Source organism: Desulfovibrio sp. Fe33, assembly GCF_028532725.1.
Taxonomy (GTDB): domain Bacteria; phylum Desulfobacterota; class Desulfovibrionia; order Desulfovibrionales; family Desulfovibrionaceae; genus Pseudodesulfovibrio.
In genome coordinates, this window is the sequence record NZ_JAQKGU010000002.1 from 99,157 (window position 1) to 116,413 (window position 17,257).

The following is a 17,257-nucleotide window of genomic DNA, read 5'->3' on the forward strand; positions in this document are numbered from 1 at the left end:
TTTTGCGGACAAATGGGGAATAAACTTTCAGGTTACGATTCCGGGGACCGGTTTGCAGTCCTTGACCAATTGGTATATGGGGTCCTGACCACAAGAGAACGACAAGAGGGTATTAGATGAGCGATCTTCCCAAAGTAGCCCTGGTTACGGGCGGCTCCCGAGGTATCGGGCGCACCGTTTCCGAACGGCTTGCCGCAGACGGATTCGAGGTCTACCTCACCTACGTCAGCCGCCCCGAGGCTGCCGACGAGGTGGTCAAGTCCATCGAAGCCGCGGGCGGAAAGGCTCGCGCCTTTCAGCTCGACTCCGGCGACCGCGATGCCGTCGCCGCGTTCTTCAAGGACGAAATCAAGGGCAAGGTCGAACTCCAGGCCCTGGTCAACAACGCGGGCATCACCCGCGACGGCCTGATGATGCGCATGAAGGACGAGGACTGGGACAAGGTCCTCCAGATCAACCTCACCGGCTGCTTTGTCTTCCTGCGGGAAGCTTCCAAAATCATGGGCAAGCAGCGTTCGGGCCGTATCGTCAACATCACCTCCGTGGTAGGCCAGATGGGCAATGCCGGTCAGGCCAACTACTCGGCCGCCAAGGCGGGCCTCATCGGGCTCACCAAGTCCGCCGCCCGTGAGCTGGCGGGCCGCAACATCACGGTCAATGCCGTGGCTCCCGGTTTCATCCAGACCGACATGACCGCGGCCCTGCCCGAAAAGGTGGTTGAGGCCATGCTCGAACAAATTCCATTAAAAACCCTCGGGCAGTCCGAGGATATCGCGGCCGCCGTCTCCTTTCTGGCCGGTCCCGGAGCCGGGTACATCACCGGCCAGGTGCTGGGCGTGAACGGCGGCATGTACATGTAATCAAGCAAAAAACTCATTTGGTAGTGGAGGAAATTATGTCCGACGTAGCAGCGAAAGTGAAAGAGATCATCGTGGATCAGCTTGGCGTGTCCGAAGACGAAGTCGTCGAGAGCGCCGCTTTTGTCGAAGACCTGGGTGCCGATTCCCTGGACCTGACCGAGCTGATCATGGCCATGGAAGAAGAATTCGACCTGGAGATCGATGACGAAGTCGCTCAGAAGATCCTCAAGGTCGGCGACGCCATTTCTCATATCGAGAAGGCCCTCTAAGGTTTGACCGCCCAGGAAAAGACATATATTGTGAGCGTCTTACGCACCTCGTAGGTGTAAGACGCTCCTTTTATTGCACCAACCCAGACATCACGGACAGGTATTATGAACAGGGTAGTTGTCACCAGTATTGCTGCCGTCACGCCGCTTGGCAACGACGTCGAGACAAGCTGGCAGAACCTCCTGGCCGGGAAATCCGGCATTGGACAGATCACCAAGTTCGACACTTCGGACTACGCGACGACCATCGCGGGTGAGGTCAAGGATTTCGATCCCACCGAGTTTATCGGCAAGAAAGACACTCGCCGCATGGAAACGTTCACCCAGTACGCGGTGGCCGCAGCCGCAATGCTCCTCAAGAACGCAGGCTGGACCATTCCCGAGTCCGAGCGTGATCGTGTGGGCACCATCATCGGCGTTGGCCTGGGCGGCCTCGAAACTATCGAGAACTCTCACGAGAGGCTGCTCAAGCGCGGCCCCAAGAAGATTTCGCCGTTTTTCATTCCCATTCTCATCGCCAACATGGCCGCCGGCCAGGTCTCCATCGAGACCGGCGCCATGGGACCGAACATCTGTACCACCACGGCTTGCGCCTCCGGCACGCACGGCATCGGGACGGCCTACACCGATATCGCCATGGGCCGCGTCGACGCCATGATCTGCGGTGGAGCAGAATCGACCATCTCGCCTTTGGCCGTGGCAGGGTTCAACGCCATGAAGGCCCTGTCCGTGCGCAACGATGAGCCCGAGTTGGCTTCCCGTCCCTTCGACAAGGACCGTTCCGGCTTTGTCATGGGCGAAGGCTGCGGCCTGCTGCTCCTGGAGTCCCTTGAGCACGCCACGGCGCGCGGTGCGAACATCCTCGCCGAAGTCGTCGGCTACGGAGCGTCGGGCGACGCCTTCCACATGACCGCACCGCCCGAGGACGGAGCCGGTATGGCTTACGCCATGGCCGCCGCCCTGCGCGAGGCCAAGGTCGATCCTTCCAAGATCGACCACATCAACGCCCACGGCACTTCCACCTATCTGAACGACCTTTGCGAAACGCGGGCCATCAAGAAGGTGTTCGGCGACCACGCCTACGACATCAACATCTGCGCCAACAAGTCCCAGATCGGGCATTTGCTCGGCGCGGCGGGCGGCGTGGAGGCGGTTTTCTCGGTCAAGACTCTGTCCGAGGGAGTCATCCCCGGCACCCTGAACCGCGAGACCCCTGATCCTGAATGCGACCTCGACGTCTGCGCCGACGGCCCCCGGGAGATACAGGTCGAATACGCCCTGTCCAACTCCTTCGGCTTCGGCGGGACCAACGCCTGCGTTCTGTTCAAGCGGTTCGCAGGGTAACGACGAAAACAAACGGAAGGGCCGCTCAAGCGGCCCTTTTCATTTGATTCGGACTCTGCCTTCATTCCTTGGTACGCCTTCGGGCACGGACCATGGGGTGGGGCAAATGGTTTTTTCATCCAAACGTTCTTGCCTTATCGACTGTATGCCGGATACAAGGGGCGGGCGTAAGGCGGCCTCCGCGAATCGCGGAGCAGCGCCGAAAAATGGAGATTCCAGGGGATAATGTCCAACGATCTCCGAGCCGCCGTAGGCTTTTCGTATTCTTTTCGGCACAACCGGGTCGCTTGAACGAGCGGGCCGTATTGATATAAGGACGGATCTCCAGTGCACGGGGCACGGCGGGAGCGCCTGCCGGGAGCGGTGAAAAAGCCGTGACCGTTGAGAGTGGCGCGAGGATCGCCGGTACCCGATTGGGCTGGGAAGCCATTCGCATCCACATTTTACCCCTAGAGGATATCACCATGGAAGAGCTGTTTATCCAAGACCCGGCGGTTGCCTCCGCCATTGCCGACGAGATTGACCGCGAGGTCTCCAAGCTGGAGCTCATCGCCAGCGAAAACTTTGTTTCCACCGCCGTCCGCCAGGCCCAGGGGTCTGTCATGACCCACAAATACGCCGAAGGCTATCCGGGCAAGCGTTGGTATGGTGGATGCGAGTTCGTGGACGAGGTCGAGGATCTGGCCCGCGAGCGCGCCAAGGAGCTGTTCGGCGCGACCTACGCCAACGTCCAGCCGCACTCCGGCTCCCAGGCCAACATGGCCGTCTATTTCGCGGCCTGCAAGCCCGGCGACACCGTCCTCGGCATGGACCTGTCCCACGGCGGCCATCTGACCCACGGCTCCCCGGTCAACTTCTCGGGCAAGCTCTTCAACATGGTTCATTACGGCGTGGACAGGGAAACCCAGACCATCGACTACGACGCGGTGGAGGCCCTGGCCAAGGAACACCGGCCGACCATGATTATCGCCGGTGCGTCCGCCTACCCGCGCATCATCGATTTCGCCCGCTTCCGCGCCATCGCCGATGAAGTCGGCGCCAAGCTGATGGTCGACATGGCCCACATCGCGGGCCTCATCGCCGCTGGCGAGCATCCGTCCTGCATCGAATACGCTCACTACACCACCACCACGACCCACAAGACCCTGCGTGGACCGCGCGGCGGCATGATCCTCAGCTCCGACGATCTGGAGCAGGAGCTCAACTCCAACATCTTCCCCGGCATCCAGGGCGGCCCGCTGATGCACGTCATCGCAGCCAAGGCCGTTGCCTTCGGCGAGGCCCTGTCCCCCGGATTCGTCGAGTACCAGCAGCAGGTCGTCCGCAACGCCAAGCAGTTGGCCGCTGCTCTGACCGAGGCCGGTTACAAGCTCGTCTCCGGCGGCACCGACAACCACATGATGCTCCTTGACCTGTCCGACAAGGACTACACCGGCAAGGACGCTCAGATCGCCCTGGACAAGGCTGGCATCACCGCCAACAAGAACACCATCCCGTTCGAGACCAAGTCTCCCTTCCAGACCTCCGGTATCCGTCTGGGCACTCCGGCCCTGACCACCCGCGGCATGATCGAAGAAGACATGATCGTGGTCGGCGAAGCCATTGTGGCTGCCCTCGAAAACATGAACGACGACAAGACCCTTGCCGAGATCGCCAAGGAAGTCGAGGAGTTCGCCCGCGAGTTCCCCCTCTTTGCCTGGTAGACCGGCTTACATTCGATTTGAAGGCCCCGGCCCGCGTTTGCGGACCGGGGCTTTTCATTGGGATTTATATTCCCCCGTTTTAGAGCAGAACGCCGGGGAGCGAAAAGTCAGCGCCCAAGGCCCTTGCATGGGATGCAAGGGGGCGAGCCCTTGCCCGCCGGAGGCAAAATCATCCGACTATCGCCGCAAAGCGGCTTTCAACTTCTGATTCCCCTCTTCAAAAAACTAAGGAGGAGTTCCCTTTCTATTCGCCTCGGTGGACAGAATTTGTTGCCCAGCGCTTCGCGGGTCGTTTACTTGAGGGTCTGGTTCAGGAATCCGGTGAACCGCGCCCAGGACTTCTCGTCCGCGCTTTTGCGGTAGCGGTCCGTGCCGAACACGCTGAAGGCGTGGGGCGCGCCGCTATAGGTGGTCATTTCGTGGGGGACGCCCGCGGATTCGAGTTCTTCGGCCAGGCTCGCGAACTGGCTCATGGGCACGGACTGGTCCGCCGTGCCGTGGAAGACCAGGATGAAGCCTTTGGCGGCAGTGTAGTCCTGCCCCTCCGGCGTGGCCAGGCCGCCGTGGAAGGGCACGAACGCCTTGAGTTCAGCCCCGGACCTCGCCAGCTCCAAGACCGCTGTGCCGCCGAAGCAGTACCCCATGGCCACGGCGTTGGACAGATCGGCGCCCAGGGAGGCCGCCTTGTTCAATCCGGCCGTGAGCCGCTCGCGCATGGCCTGGCGGTCAGCGTACAGCTCTCCGGTCAGCCTCCGGCGTTCGTCGGTGCTTTCCGGGCGCACGCCCTTGCCGAACAGGTCCACGGCGAACACGGCGTAGCCCCGGTCGGCGAGCATTCCGGCCCGTTTTACCTCATAGTCCGTAAGGCCGTCCCAATCGTGGACCAGAAGGACCAGCGGAGCCTTGTCCGCCGGGGTGATGTAGTATCCTTCGAACGTCCGGCCGCCGACCTCGTACTCCGCAGGTTGCCCGTCCAAGGCCTGCGCGATTTGGGGGATCAGCAGCAGCGACAGTATAATGAGCAGCTTTTTCATGGGGGGCTCCTTTTTTGTATGGGTATACTGCCGGGAGCATATCACGGTATGGCGGCCGCGGGCGAGATAAATGAGCGTCGCGCCTTCGGCGTTTGGCTTGACTGGAAGGACTGCGCTCTCCGCGTGATAAAACGGAGGCCCGGCTCAATACCGGGCTTCTATCCTGGCGGTGGTGCCGTCGCGGCGCATGTCGCGCAGGGCGGCGTTGATTTTTTGCAGGGTTTCGGTTTGGCGCATGAATCTGGTGAAGCCGATGTAGTTGTCGTCGCGGATGAATGGCGGGTCGAGGATGACGAATTGCTCGCGGTTTTCCATGAGCGTCTTGTCGCGAGCCTCGGCGAATCGAACGGATGCCGGTCCTGGTCCCATCAGGGCCGCGTCGATGCGGCCGGCCAGGAGCATACGCAGCCGTTTGACCGCCCCGGAATCTTCGCTGGGAATGAATATCCCGCCCTTGGCCCGGTCGAACTCGTCCCCGTAGGAGGCTCCGCGCGTGACGCCCAGGACTTTGCCCCGCAGGTCCTCCACGGAGCGGTAGGGAAACTCGTTTCCCTTGAGGACCACCAGCAGCATTTCGTCCACATACATGACCTCGGAGAAGTCGAACAACGTCTGCCGTTCACGGTTTTTGGACAGGCCGACTATTCCTCCCCGGTCCTCCAAGGCGTTCATGTAGGCGCGTTTCCACGGCATGAGCCGGATGTCGAAGGTGAGGCCGGTGCGCGCTTCGATCTCGTGCAGCAGGTCCACCAGGATGCCTCTGGGGCGGCCTTCCTCGATCCAGGATTTGGGCGGCTTGGCATCGTTGCCGAAGACAATGATGGGATCGCCCGCCTGCACTTGTGCTGCAATGAGGACAGCGAGAGCCGTCAGGAGGACGAAGATGCGCATATGCCGATCCTTGTACGAGCGTATTGGGGGAACCCATAAATTCAACTCCCCGGTTTCGCCGCAGAACGTCGCGGAGCGAAAAAGCCCGCGCCAAAGGCGCGTACAGGGGGTTGAAGGGGGAGTTCCCTTATTCTTCGGGCGGCGTCTCCATCCCGCACCCGGAACACTGCCCGCATCCCTTGCGGGAACAGCCGGGGCTGACTTTGGCGGCCTTGGCGCGTTCCCATTCCTTCCACATGTGTTCGCGCTTCACGCCGATATCAACGACTTCCCAGGGGAAGGGCTCGTCCCGATCCCGCTCGCGGTCAAGTATATTCGCGGCGTCGCCGTCCCACAACTTGAGCGCCTTTTTCCAGCCGCCGTGGTCCGCGGCGAGCAGGATGAATTCGGCCAGCTCCTCGCCGCCGCGCGCCAGCAGCCCCTGGAGGCGCGCCTGGAACGGGTCGTCGTGCTGGAGGGTCACTCCCTTGTAGGGCTTGACCATCTTGACCAGCCCCTTCATGCGTTCATTCAGGGCGTCTTCGCTCGCCATGGGCGCCCATTGGAACGGCGTGAACGGCTTGGGTACCAGGGAGCTGACCCCGATGGTGATGCGCATGAATTGTTTTTTTCTTCCGCCCGGCTCTTCACTCCTGATACGCACTATCTCTTGGAGGAATTCGGCCAGTTCGGCATAGTCCTCCTCGGTCTCGCCGGGCCAGCCCGCGATCATGTAGATTTTGAGGTGGTTCACGCCGTAGCGGGCGCAAAGCCGGACCGCGTTGAGAAAATCCTGTGGGTCGAGTTTTTTGCTCATCATCCGCCGCAGCCGTTCGCTGGCCCCCTCGAGCGCCAGGGTCACGGTGCGGATGCCGCGTTCCCGCAAATAGACGAGCAGCTCCTCGGTTATGCCGTCCGCGCGCATGGACGACAGGGAGAATTTCTTTTTGCGCTCATGGAGCCATTTGAGGAACGGGAGAAGATCGGGCCAGTCGGTCAGGGCGGTGCCCACCAGTCCGACCTTGGGCGGGTCGGACAGCTCCACGATGCGCTTCAGCTCGTCGAGTTCGGCGTGGCGGGGCGGACGGTAAATGTAGCCCGCCGCGCAGAAACGGCACCCGTATGGGCATCCCCGGTTGACTTCGAGCAGGAGGGTGTCCCGGAAGGCCGCCTTGTTGGAGATGAAGCAGGAGAACGCCGGGTCGGTCAAATGACCGGGACCGCCGGAGACGATGCGCCGTACCGGGGTTTTGGAACGGCCGGGCACGTACACGCCCTCCATGTCCTTGACCGCTTCGAGGATGGCCTCCTTGTCCGCGCCGTCAAAGACCAGCCGCCTGAGGGTGTCGAAAAACGTAAGAAACCGGTCTTCGGCCTCGCCCGCCCAGAAACAGTCCACGAACGGGGCGATGGGAGCCGGGTTGAGGAAGGCCACCGGACCTCCCGCAATGACCAGGGGAAGAGATGGGCGTTCCGCCGCCAGCGGCGGAACGCCCGCTGCCCGGAGCGTTCGAGGCAGGCTGAGGAAATCCTCCTCGAACGTGATGCTCCAGGCTATTACAGGGAATGAGGATAGTGGGCTCTTTGATTCGCGCGTTTTGGGTTCCGCGCCGTCGGTCCCTCCAAGCTTGTCGGGGAAGACCCGTTCAACGGCCAGACCTGAGGCTTCGGACAGCGTCCGGTAAACGGCTTGCCAGCCGAGCGCCGACAGGGCGGCCTTGTCGCCTCCGGGGACGGCCAGCGCCACGGGCAGCCGTCCACCGAGGTCGGGAGCCTTGGGCTCCGACACGCCGAGATACAGGGTGCGGGTACCGATGGTGCACCCCCTTAAACACGCATCATAACGCGTCTAGTCCACGTTCTTGCGAATGAACGCGGGGACGTCGAGGTTGTCTTCCTCGAAGATGAACTCCTCTTCGCCGGGACCGGCCACGGCGCGCTGAGTCACCTGCCGGTTGGGCAGCTCCGTGGTGTTCAGTTCGCCACCGGCCTTGCGCAGGTACGCGGGAATGTTGCGGTCCGTGTTCAGGACACGCTGGTGCCCGGCGCGGCGCGGCTGTTCCGCGCTCTTGGTCACGCCCCGGGGTCCGAGGAGCAGAAGTTTCTGCTGTTCCGCCTTGGACAGGACCGGTTCCGGCTCCTCCATGGCGGGCTCGATGCCCGTGGCGATGACGGTGATGCGCATTTCGTCGCCCGCGTCGGGATCGAAGACCGTGCCGAAGAAGATTTCGGCGTCGTCGTGGGCTTCCTTGTAGATGATGTCGGCGGCTTCGGAGACTTCGTCGATGAGCATGTCCGGGCCACAGGTGATGTTGATGAGCACGCCCTTGGCACCTTCGATGGAGACGTCCTCCAGCAGGGGGCTGGTGATGGCCTTCATGGCGGCTTCCTTGGCGCGGGATTCGCCCGAAGCGATGCCGGTGCCCATGAGCGCCATGCCGGAGTTGGACATGGCGGCCTTGACGTCGGCGAAGTCCAGGTTGATGAGACCGTGCACGGTAATCAGGTCGGCGATGCCCTTGACCGCGTAGTACAGGACTTCATCGGCCTTCTTGAGCATGTCGGAGAAGGAGGCCTTCTTGGCGGCGAGCTGAAGGAGCCGGTCGTTGGGGATGGTGATGATGGAATCCACCACATCCGCCAGGGCGCGGGTGCCTTCCTCGGCCTGCTGGAGCCTGCGTTTGCCCTCGAAGTAGAAGGGCTTGGTGACGACGCCTACGGTCAGCGCGCCCAGCTCCTTGGCCACCTGGGCCACCACCGGGGCGGAGCCGGTGCCCGTGCCGCCGCCCATGCCGGCGGTGATGAAGACCATGTCGGAGCCGTCGAGCGCCTCGCGGATCTGGTCCATGGACTCTTCGGCCGCGGACCTGCCGATCTCGGGGTTGGCTCCTGCGCCGAGTCCCTTGGTCAGCTTTTCGCCGATCTGGATCTTGTGTTCGGCCAGGGACTTGTGGATGTCCTGCGCGTCGGTGTTGGCAACGATGAACTTCACGCCCTTGAGCGCGGACTGGATCATGTTGTTGACCGCGTTTCCGCCGCCGCCGCCGCAACCAACGACTTTGATCTTGGCGTTGGTTTCATGTTCGATTTCGAAATATTCCATTCCAATGTCCTCCTCAGTTTTTCCCTGTTGAGAGTTTCCCTGTATCCTCAAAGTCGTTCCGGTCTATGCGATGTCCGAGAACCACTTCTTCATCCTTCCGACGATGCGGTCGAAGCCGGAATCGTCGCGTATTTTGAAGGGCCGGACCCTGTTGTGGAGGCCTTCCTCCTCGGCCCCGTGGAGCAGCAGTCCGACGGCCGTGGCGTACTTGGGGCTCCTGACTTCCTCGGCCAGGCCGCCGATTCGCTCGGCGGGCACGCCCATGCGCACCGGCAGGTCGAAGATCTGTTCGGCCAGTTCCTGCATACCGTCGATGAGCACCGTGCCGCCGGTCAGGACAACGCCCGCGGCGATCATGTTCTTGAACCCGGATTTGATCAACTCCTGGTCCACCAGGGCGAGTATTTCCTCGCAGCGCGGCTCGCAGATTTCGGCCAGCACGCGTTTGCTCATGCGGCGCGACTCGCGTCCGCCCACGCTGGGGACCTCGATGATCTCCTCGCTGGTGACCAGGTCGGCCATGGCGCAGCCGTATTCCATCTTGATCTTTTCAGCCGACATCATGGGCGTGCGCAGCCCGTAGGCGATGTCGTTGGTCAGGTTGTGGCCGCCCAGCGCGAGCACGCTCGTGTGTTTGATGGAGTCCTTGGAGAAGACCGCGATGTCCGTGGTCCCGCCGCCGATGTCCACCAGCGCGACGCCGATTTCGCGTTCTTCGGCGGAGAGCACTGCCTTGCTGGAGGCCAGCGACTCCAGAACGATGTTCGACACGTCGAGCCCGGACCTGTTGCAGGAGCGGATGATGTTCTGGGCCGACGTCACCGCGCCGGTGACGATGTGGACCTTGACCTCGAGGCGTACGCCCGCCATGCCGAGCGGGTCGGCGATGCCGCGCTGGTCGTCCACGATGAATTCCTGGGGCAGGGTATGCAGCACTTCGCGGTCCATGGGGATGGCGATGGCCTTGGCGGCTTCGATGACCCGGTCTACGTCGCGCTGGGTGACTTCGCCGCCCTTGACCGCGATGACGCCGTGGGAGTTGAAGCCCTGAATGTGGCTGCCCGCAATCCCCGCGTACACGGTGCGGATGTCGCAGCCCGCCATGAGTTCGGCGTCCTCCAGGGACTTCTTGATGCACTGGACCGTCTTTTCGATGTTGACCACCACGCCGCGGCGCAACCCGGTCGAAGGGGCCGTGCCGATGCCGATGATGTCGACGCCGTTGTCCGTGGCTTCGCCGACTACGGTGCATATCTTGGTGGTGCCTACGTCCAGGCCCACTATGAGATCGTTTCTAGCCATACTGACTCCTCTGTTGTTCCCTGTGAGATATCTATGCGCGTTCAGCCCGCTGCCTGGGCGGACCGCTTCTTTATCCAGATCTTGTCGCCGCTGGCCGCGATAATGGCCGCGTCGTCGAATTCATTTCGCCGCAGGAGGTCTCTCCAGACCACTTTGAGCCGTTCGAGTTGGACCTCCCACCGGTCCATGGAAAGTTTCACCGTCAATCCCTGGCCGCCTCCCGCGCCGTCGAGGTAGATTTCCAGTTCGTGGGCGCTGGTCAGTTTGATCCATGCGGCCTGGGCCTGCGTGAACGGGGTCTCGCGGTCGGCCATTTTCTTGAGGACGCCGGACAGGACCTCGGGGGCGTCGGACAGGTCTTCCGCAATGCTCAGGACCGGCAGGGAAGCCTGTTCGCCGGGATGCATGGGCGCAATGACGCGGCCGCGCGCGTCGGCGAAATACAAACCGTCGCCCTGGCGCGTCCAGAAGGCCGGGACCTTTTCGCGCACGGTGATGAGGAGCCGGTTGGGCAGCTCCCTGCGGACCGTCACGGAATCGATCCACGGATTTGCGTCCAGCCGGTTTTTGACCTCGCCCACGTTCATGGCCAGGCAATTGAGGCCAAGCCCCACCTTGGAGATTTCGAGGATGTTCTCGTAGCTCAGCCGGTCGTTGCCCGCAACGCGGATCACCTTGAGGTCGAAATAGGGGTGCGTGGTGATGTAGCGGTAGCCGAAGAGCAGCCCCACGCCGAGCACGGCGACGAGGGACAGGGCCAGGCTGGCCATGACCAGGCGGACGATGAACTTGCCCGCTCCCGCCAGCCTGCGCGGAGAACCGCTCCCCGCCAGCAGGGTGTTGGCGGATTTCGGGCGCTTGCGGGTCTTGTTGCGCCCGGCGCCTTTTCCGCTGAGATTCAGTCGGCTCTGTTTGCCCATGGTCAGGGTGCTCACAGTACGATGACCTCCGGTTCGAGAGTTGTGCCGAATAGTTCTTCGACCCGCTTGCGGCCCATTTCCATGAGCTCAAGGGCGTCGGCGGCAGTGCCGCTTCCGAGATTGACGAGAAAATTCGCGTGTATTTCCGAGAAGGCCATGCCGCCGAGCCGCGCACCCTTCATGCCCGCCTTGTCCAGAAGTCTGCCCGCGCTCTGTTCCGGCGGATTCTTGAAGACGCAGCCCGCGCTTCGGGCCGTAACCGGCTGGGTGGCTTTCTTCTTCCGGTAGACGTCGCGCATGGCCGAGCGCACGGCCTTGGGCTCGGAATCTCCCAGGGCCAGCTCCACTTCCCAGACCAGGAATTTGCCCGGCAGGTCCGTGAGGGAAAAGCTGCGGTAGCCGAAAGCGCATTGACTGCGGTTCAGCCAGACCAGGCCGCCGGACGGGGTCCACACCCGCACCCGGGTTATCAGCTCGCCTATCTCCACGCCGTAGGAACCCGCGTTCATTGCCATGGCCCCGCCAACGGTGCCGGGAATGCCGGTCATGCCCTCCATTCCGGAGAAGCCCGCCTTCTGCGCCCAGCCGAGCAGGCCGGGCAGGCGGAGGCCCGCGCCGCAGCGGACGATGATGGTCGAGCCGTCCCGCTCCACGCGCTCCGGTCCCGGGCAGTCCGCCACGCGGACCAGGGCCAGCTCCAGCGGGCCGTCTCCGGCCAGCAGGTTGCTGCCCGCGCCGATGACGAACGGCGGCAGCGCCTCCCGGCTCAGGAATGCGGACAGCTCGTCCAGGTCCGGCTCCTCGCGCACGACGGCCTCCACGGCGGCGGGGCCGCCGAGCCGCAGGGTGGTGCGCTCCGAGAGCAGTGGGTTGGGGATCAGTTCCAGAGGCATGGGGAAACTCCTATTCTCCGCCTTGTCCGGGGTCGTTTTCCTGTTCGAGCCAGTTCTCGCCGATGCGCCACACGGAACCCGCGCCCTGAGTCATGAACAGGTCGCCGGGCCGCAGGATGTCCTTGAGCCGTTTTTCCAGGGAATCGAAATCCGGGAAGAATTGCACCTTGGTCTCGGAGACCTGCTTGATGCCCTGCGCCAGCGACAGGCCGGACACGCCGGGAATGGGCGATTCCGAAGCCGGGTAAATTTCCGTCAGCAGCAGCACGTCCGCGTCGTCGAAGGCCTTGCAGAATTCGCCGAACAGGGCCTTGGTGCGCGAGAACCGGTGGGGCTGGAAGGCGACCACCAGCCGACGGTCGGGATAGCATTCCTTGGCGGTGCGCAGGTTGGCCATGATCTCGGCCGGATGGTGGCCGTAGTCGTCCACCACGATGACGCCCTTGCTTTCGCCCTTGCGCTCGAAACGGCGTCCCACGCCGCCGAAGTTGCCCAGGCCGCTGATGATTTCTTCCTTGTCCAGGCCGACCTCCAGGGCCACGCCGATGCAGGCCAGGGCGTTGAGCACGTTGTGGGTGCCGGGCTGGGCCACAGTGACCTCGCCCCACTCCTCGCCGTCGAGGTAGACCTTGAACAGGGAGCGGAGGTGGGAGCTGACGATCTCGCCCCTGAGCTTGTTGTTCTTGCCCAGGCCGTAGGTCAGGCAGGGACGCTTGATGAGCGGAAGGAGCCGCTGCACGCCGGGGTCGTCGCCGCAGACGACGTTCATGCCGTAGAAGGGCGTGGAGTTCATGAAACGCATGAACGACAGGTCGATGGCGTCCTGATTGTCGTAGAAATCCAGGTGGTCCTTGTCGATGTTCGTGACCACGGTGAGGATCGGGGCCAGACGCAGGAAGGAGCCGTCGGACTCGTCCGCCTCGGCGATGAGGTAGTCGCCCTCGCCGAGCCGCGCGTTGGAGCCGTAGGTATTCAGCTTGCCGCCGATGATGACCGTCGGGTCCAGCCCCGCCTCGGTGAAGACGGTCGCCAGCAGCGATGTGGTGGTCGTCTTGCCGTGGGTTCCGGCCACGGCGATGCCGGTGCGCAGCCGCATGAGTTCGGCCAGCATCTCGGCGCGCGGGATGATCGGAATGCCTCGTTCACGGGCCGTCGCCAGCTCCGGGTTGCTGTCCGGGATGGCCGTGGACTTGATGAGCACGTCGGCTTCGCCCACGTTCTCCGCGCCGTGGCCGATGAAGACCGTGGCGCCCAGCTTTTCCAGCCGACGCACGGCCGCCGACGCGGACAGGTCCGAGCCGGTCACGGTGAAGCCCATGTTGATGAGCACTTCGGCGATGCCGTTCATGCCCGAACCGCCGATGCCGACCATGTGGATGTTGCTCACCCTGGCCCGCATGGCCGGACACGCTTCGCCGCCTACGGTAAGATAAGGTCCCTGTGCTGCCATAATGTATTACTCCTGCCCGGCCATGGCGGTCAGCCCGGCCACGATGTCGCGCGCCGCGAATCGTCTGGCCATGCCTTTGGCCGCCGTTTCCATGGATTCCAGCCGCTCGCGGTTGTCGAGCAGCTCGAACACCCGGTCGGCCAGCGTCGCGCCGCTCAACCCGGATTGGGGGAGCAGCTCGGCTGCGCCGATGTCGGTCATGGCCCTGGCGTTCATTGTCTGATGGTCGTGGGTGGCCTGGGGGAAGGGCACGAAGATGGCCGGAGCCCCCGCCGCCGCGATTTCAAAGACCGTGCTCGCCCCCGACCGGCATATCACCAGGTCGCAGGCGGAGTATTCGGTCCCCATGTCCTCGATAAATTCCCGGACCTGAGCCGGGTCCGCACCGGCGGCCTCATAGGCCGACCGCACGCGTGAAAAGTCGATCCGGCCCGTCTGGTGGACCAGGGTGACGCCAGCTTCCATGAACCGGGGCAGGGCCTCGATGACGGCGTCGTTGAGAGGCCTTGCGCCCTGGCTGCCGCCGAAGACGAAGACCCGTTTGCCCGGGACGCGGCCCCGCCGCCGTTCGCCCGCCTTGAAAATTTCTGGGCGCACCGGATTGCCGGTGAGGAAGGTCCGGTCCGCCGGGAACAGGCCCATGGCGTCCGGGAAGCTCAGGAAAATCCGGTTGACCATCTTCCCCAGAATCTTGTTGGTCACGCCGGGCACCGAGTTCTGCTCGTGCACGGCGGTGGGGATGCCCAGGATGCGGGCGGCCAGAACCGGGCAGAAGCCCGCGTAGCCGCCGAAGCCGATGACCGCGTCGGGACGGAAGCGCCACACTTCGAAGAGGGCCTTGGGGATGCCCGTGCCGAGCCAGCCCAGGCCGGAGAGCGCGCCGGGGATGCCCTTGCCCATGATGCCGCCTGCGGGCAGCTCCAGAAATTCCAGGCCGTGCTTGCGGGCCAGCTCGCCCTCGGGGCCGGGACCGCCCATGAACAGGATGCGCACGCCCTTGTTGTATTCGGTCAGGGCCGTGGCCACGGAAAGTGCCGGGAAGATGTGGCCGCCGGTGCCGCCGGTGGTCAGGACAACGCGGTTCAGGGTCATGCCTTGACCCTCCTGGAGAGATTGAGCAGGAGACCTGCGCAGATGAAGGAAACCGTCAGGCTCGATCCGCCGTAGGAAATGAACGGCATGGCCACGCCCTTGGGCGGCACCGTGCCCAGCACGACGGCCAGGTTCAGGATCATGCCGAGCGCCAGGATGCAGGTCACGCCGAAGGCCGTGAAGCGGTCCTGGAGGTCTTCGAGCCGCATGGCGATGCGGAAGGCCCGGTAAAGGAAGAAGCCGACCAGCAGGAAGAACAGGGACATGCCCACGAAACCGAGCTCCTCGCCGACCACGGCCATGATGAAGTCGTTGTGCGCCTCGGGCAGGAAGAAGAGCTTGCGCTGGCCCGCGCCGATGCCGGTGCCGAAAAGTTTGCCCGAGCCGAAGGCGTACAGGGATTGGACCAACTGATAGCCCTCGTTCTGGGCCGAGGCGAAGGGGTCGAGGAAGGCGGTCCATCGCTTGAAGCGGTAGGGCGAGGACGAGATGAGCAGCCAGCCCGCGCCGCCCGCGAAGATCAGCGAGATGAACAGGTAGCTGAACCGGGTGCCGCCCACCAGGCACATGAAGAAGAGCAGGCCGCACATGACCACCGCTCCGCCGAAATCGGGCTGGAGCAGGAGCAGGCCGCAGAGGAAGCCCGTCACCAGGAAGGGCGGCAGGAAGCCCACGGAGAAGGTCTGGACCAGGTCCTGCTTGCGGGCGAAGAAGTAGGCCAGATAGAGGACCAGGGCCACCTTGGCGTATTCCAAGGGCTGGATGTTGAAGGAGCCGATGCGCACCCAGCGGCTTGCGCCGTTGACGCTGGCTCCGAGCGGACTGGCGCACAGGGCCAGCAGCACGATGGCCAGGCCCACCCACAGATAGGTGAGGGAGAAGATGGCTTTGCGGGGAATCTGGATGCAGGCGATCATGGCCAGGATTCCCGCGCCTGTGAACATGAGCTGGCGCTTGAAGAAATAATAGGTGTCGCCATAGATGCGCTCGGCCATGATGCCCGAAGACGACAGGACCATGATGAGGCCGAACCCGGCCAGAAACAGGGTCGCCGTCAGGAGCCAGGGGTCCACGCGGCCCCCTGCGCCGTCTTTGCGGGCATTCAGGGTGCTAGTCATCAAGTCCCTCCACCGCGCGTTTGAAGTCCGCGCCGCGTTCCGCCATGTTGGCGTACTGGTCGAAGGAGGATGTGGCGGGAGAGAGCAGGATCACGTCGCCGGGCGCGGCCAGTCCGGCCTGCCGTCTGACAGCCTGCCCAAGGGTTTCGTCCCAGCTCACGGGGAACCGCTTCTTCAGCTCCGGCTCCAAGATTTCGCGCGATCCGCCGAACAGGCCCACGGCCGCCACGCGGCCTTCGATGGCCTCGGCGAAAGCCTTCACGTCGCCGCCTTTCCAGACGCCGCCCATGAGGACGCGCACCGGACGTTCAAAGGCGTGCACCGCCGCCTGGACCGCATCCAAGGTGGTGGCCTTGGAGTCGTTGACGTAAAGCACGCCGTTCTTCTCGGCCACGGGCTCAATGCGGTGGGCCAGGGGCCGGAAGTCCCGGATGGCCTCGGCCGCTTCTTCTTCGGTGACGCCGAACAGGCTTACCGCCCGCCAGGCGGCTTCCACGTTGGAGCGGTTGTGCTCGCCCATGAGGTGCGGGGCCTCGAAACGTTCGGTCGGCCCGAACCACTCCACGCGCGCATCGGTGAAGGCGCGCCCGTCGAGCAGGGGATGCAGGGAATCGTGGAGCAGCGCCGTGTCGTCGGCCGTCATCCGGCTGAACATGTGGAGCTTGGCGTCCAGGTATTCGTCCATGTCCGCATGATAGTCCAGGTGGTTGGCGGAGAAATTCAGGAACAGGCCCACGTGGGGCTTGAACTTGCGGCAGTTCTGCAACTGGAAGCTGGAGACCTCAAGAATAATGATGTCGGCCGGTTCCATGTCCAGCAGGTATTCGCACAGGGGCACGCCGATGTTGCCGCCGGTGAAGACCTTGCGTCCCGCCTTTTTCAGGATGGCGGAGATGAGCGTGGTGGTCGTGGTCTTGCCGTTGGAGCCGGTCACGGCGAGTATCGGGGCCTCAATGAACCAGGAGGCGAACTCCAGCTCGGAGAGCAGATTCTCGGGGGGCAGCCCTTCCAGGACCGGGGCCAGCTTGCGCACGGGCACGCCCGGGGAGAAGACCACGAGGTCCGCATCCGCGAAATGGGCCTTTTCGTGGGGGCCGGTGACGAGCTCCACCCTGTCCGCGAGCTTGCCGAGCTTGTCCGCGCCGATCTTTTCGTCGCGGTCGACCACCCGGACTTTAGCGCCGAGCGCGTCGAGCAGGCGTGCGGCGGCCAGACCGGACTTGCCGGTGCCGACAACAACGGCCTGTTTGTCTTTGAAGGCGGCGTCGCTGATGTGTTTTTGAACGATGCGGTTCATGA

15 protein-coding genes are annotated in these 17,257 nt (G+C 63.5%); 4 read left to right on the forward strand and 11 right to left on the reverse strand.

From position 1 onward, the window contains the following. Positions 1-116: 116 nt before the first annotated feature. From fabG to glyA, 4 genes are all read left to right on the forward strand, one after another. Positions 117-860 carry a 3-oxoacyl-[acyl-carrier-protein] reductase gene (gene fabG / locus PSN43_RS03285; protein WP_272699294.1) on the forward strand — a complete coding sequence of 248 codons (744 nt, stop codon included), beginning with the start codon at positions 117-119 and terminating at the stop codon, positions 858-860. 35 nt (positions 861-895) lie between these two features. After that, positions 896-1,129 carry an acyl carrier protein gene (locus tag PSN43_RS03290; RefSeq protein WP_272699295.1) on the forward strand — a complete coding sequence of 78 codons (234 nt, stop codon included), beginning with the start codon at positions 896-898 and terminating at the stop codon, positions 1,127-1,129. Between the two features lie 105 nt (positions 1,130-1,234). Then, positions 1,235-2,473, forward strand: coding sequence for a beta-ketoacyl-ACP synthase II (fabF, locus tag PSN43_RS03295; RefSeq protein ID WP_272699296.1), 1,239 nt, complete (start codon positions 1,235-1,237; stop codon positions 2,471-2,473). 464 nt (positions 2,474-2,937) lie between these two features. Further along, complete coding sequence (glyA, locus tag PSN43_RS03300; RefSeq protein ID WP_272699297.1) at positions 2,938-4,176, forward strand: serine hydroxymethyltransferase; 1,239 nt, start codon at positions 2,938-2,940, stop codon at positions 4,174-4,176. 293 nt (positions 4,177-4,469) lie between these two features. Here glyA and PSN43_RS03305 read toward each other — a convergent pair whose 3' ends face one another. The 11 genes from PSN43_RS03305 to murD form a co-directional block, all read right to left on the reverse strand. After that, a complete protein-coding gene (locus PSN43_RS03305) occupies positions 4,470-5,210 on the reverse strand; it encodes a dienelactone hydrolase family protein (RefSeq protein ID WP_272699298.1) in 741 nt (246 codons plus the stop codon). Between the two features lie 144 nt (positions 5,211-5,354). After that, the gene (locus PSN43_RS03310) at positions 5,355-6,101 is read right to left on the reverse strand and encodes a substrate-binding periplasmic protein (RefSeq protein WP_272699299.1); all 747 of its coding nucleotides are present in this window, start codon (positions 6,099-6,101) and stop codon (positions 5,355-5,357) included. A 127-nt stretch (positions 6,102-6,228) separates the two neighbouring features. Further along, on the reverse strand, positions 6,229-7,869 hold the full coding sequence (locus PSN43_RS03315) for a radical SAM protein (protein ID WP_272699300.1): 1,641 nt from the start codon (positions 7,867-7,869) through the stop codon (positions 6,229-6,231). 60 nt (positions 7,870-7,929) lie between these two features. Then, a complete protein-coding gene (gene ftsZ, locus PSN43_RS03320; protein ID WP_272699301.1) occupies positions 7,930-9,183 on the reverse strand; it encodes a cell division protein FtsZ in 1,254 nt (417 codons plus the stop codon). A 63-nt stretch (positions 9,184-9,246) separates the two neighbouring features. After that, entirely contained in the window at positions 9,247-10,485 is a 1,239-nt protein-coding gene (ftsA, locus tag PSN43_RS03325) for a cell division protein FtsA (RefSeq protein ID WP_272699302.1), read from the reverse strand. A gap of 41 nt (positions 10,486-10,526) precedes the next feature. After that, positions 10,527-11,420: a cell division protein FtsQ/DivIB gene (locus PSN43_RS03330; RefSeq protein WP_272699303.1), complete on the reverse strand. Its 894-nt coding sequence runs from the start codon at positions 11,418-11,420 to the stop codon at positions 10,527-10,529. Further along, entirely contained in the window at positions 11,417-12,298 is an 882-nt protein-coding gene (gene murB / locus PSN43_RS03335) for a UDP-N-acetylmuramate dehydrogenase (RefSeq protein WP_272699304.1), read from the reverse strand. The genes PSN43_RS03330 and murB overlap by 4 nt, the downstream gene beginning before the upstream one ends. Before the next feature lie 10 nt (positions 12,299-12,308). Beyond that, on the reverse strand, positions 12,309-13,697 hold the full coding sequence (gene murC, locus PSN43_RS03340; RefSeq protein ID WP_272699631.1) for a UDP-N-acetylmuramate--L-alanine ligase: 1,389 nt from the start codon (positions 13,695-13,697) through the stop codon (positions 12,309-12,311). Positions 13,698-13,754: 57 nt separating this feature from the next. Continuing rightward, complete coding sequence (murG, locus tag PSN43_RS03345) at positions 13,755-14,840, reverse strand: undecaprenyldiphospho-muramoylpentapeptide beta-N-acetylglucosaminyltransferase (protein ID WP_272699305.1); 1,086 nt, start codon at positions 14,838-14,840, stop codon at positions 13,755-13,757. Next, positions 14,837-15,958 carry a putative lipid II flippase FtsW gene (ftsW, locus tag PSN43_RS03350; protein WP_272699306.1) on the reverse strand — a complete coding sequence of 374 codons (1,122 nt, stop codon included), beginning with the start codon at positions 15,956-15,958 and terminating at the stop codon, positions 14,837-14,839. The genes murG and ftsW overlap by 4 nt, the downstream gene beginning before the upstream one ends. Beyond that, entirely contained in the window at positions 15,951-17,255 is a 1,305-nt protein-coding gene (murD, locus tag PSN43_RS03355) for a UDP-N-acetylmuramoyl-L-alanine--D-glutamate ligase (protein ID WP_272699307.1), read from the reverse strand. The genes ftsW and murD overlap by 8 nt, the downstream gene beginning before the upstream one ends. Positions 17,256-17,257: the final 2 nt, after the last annotated feature.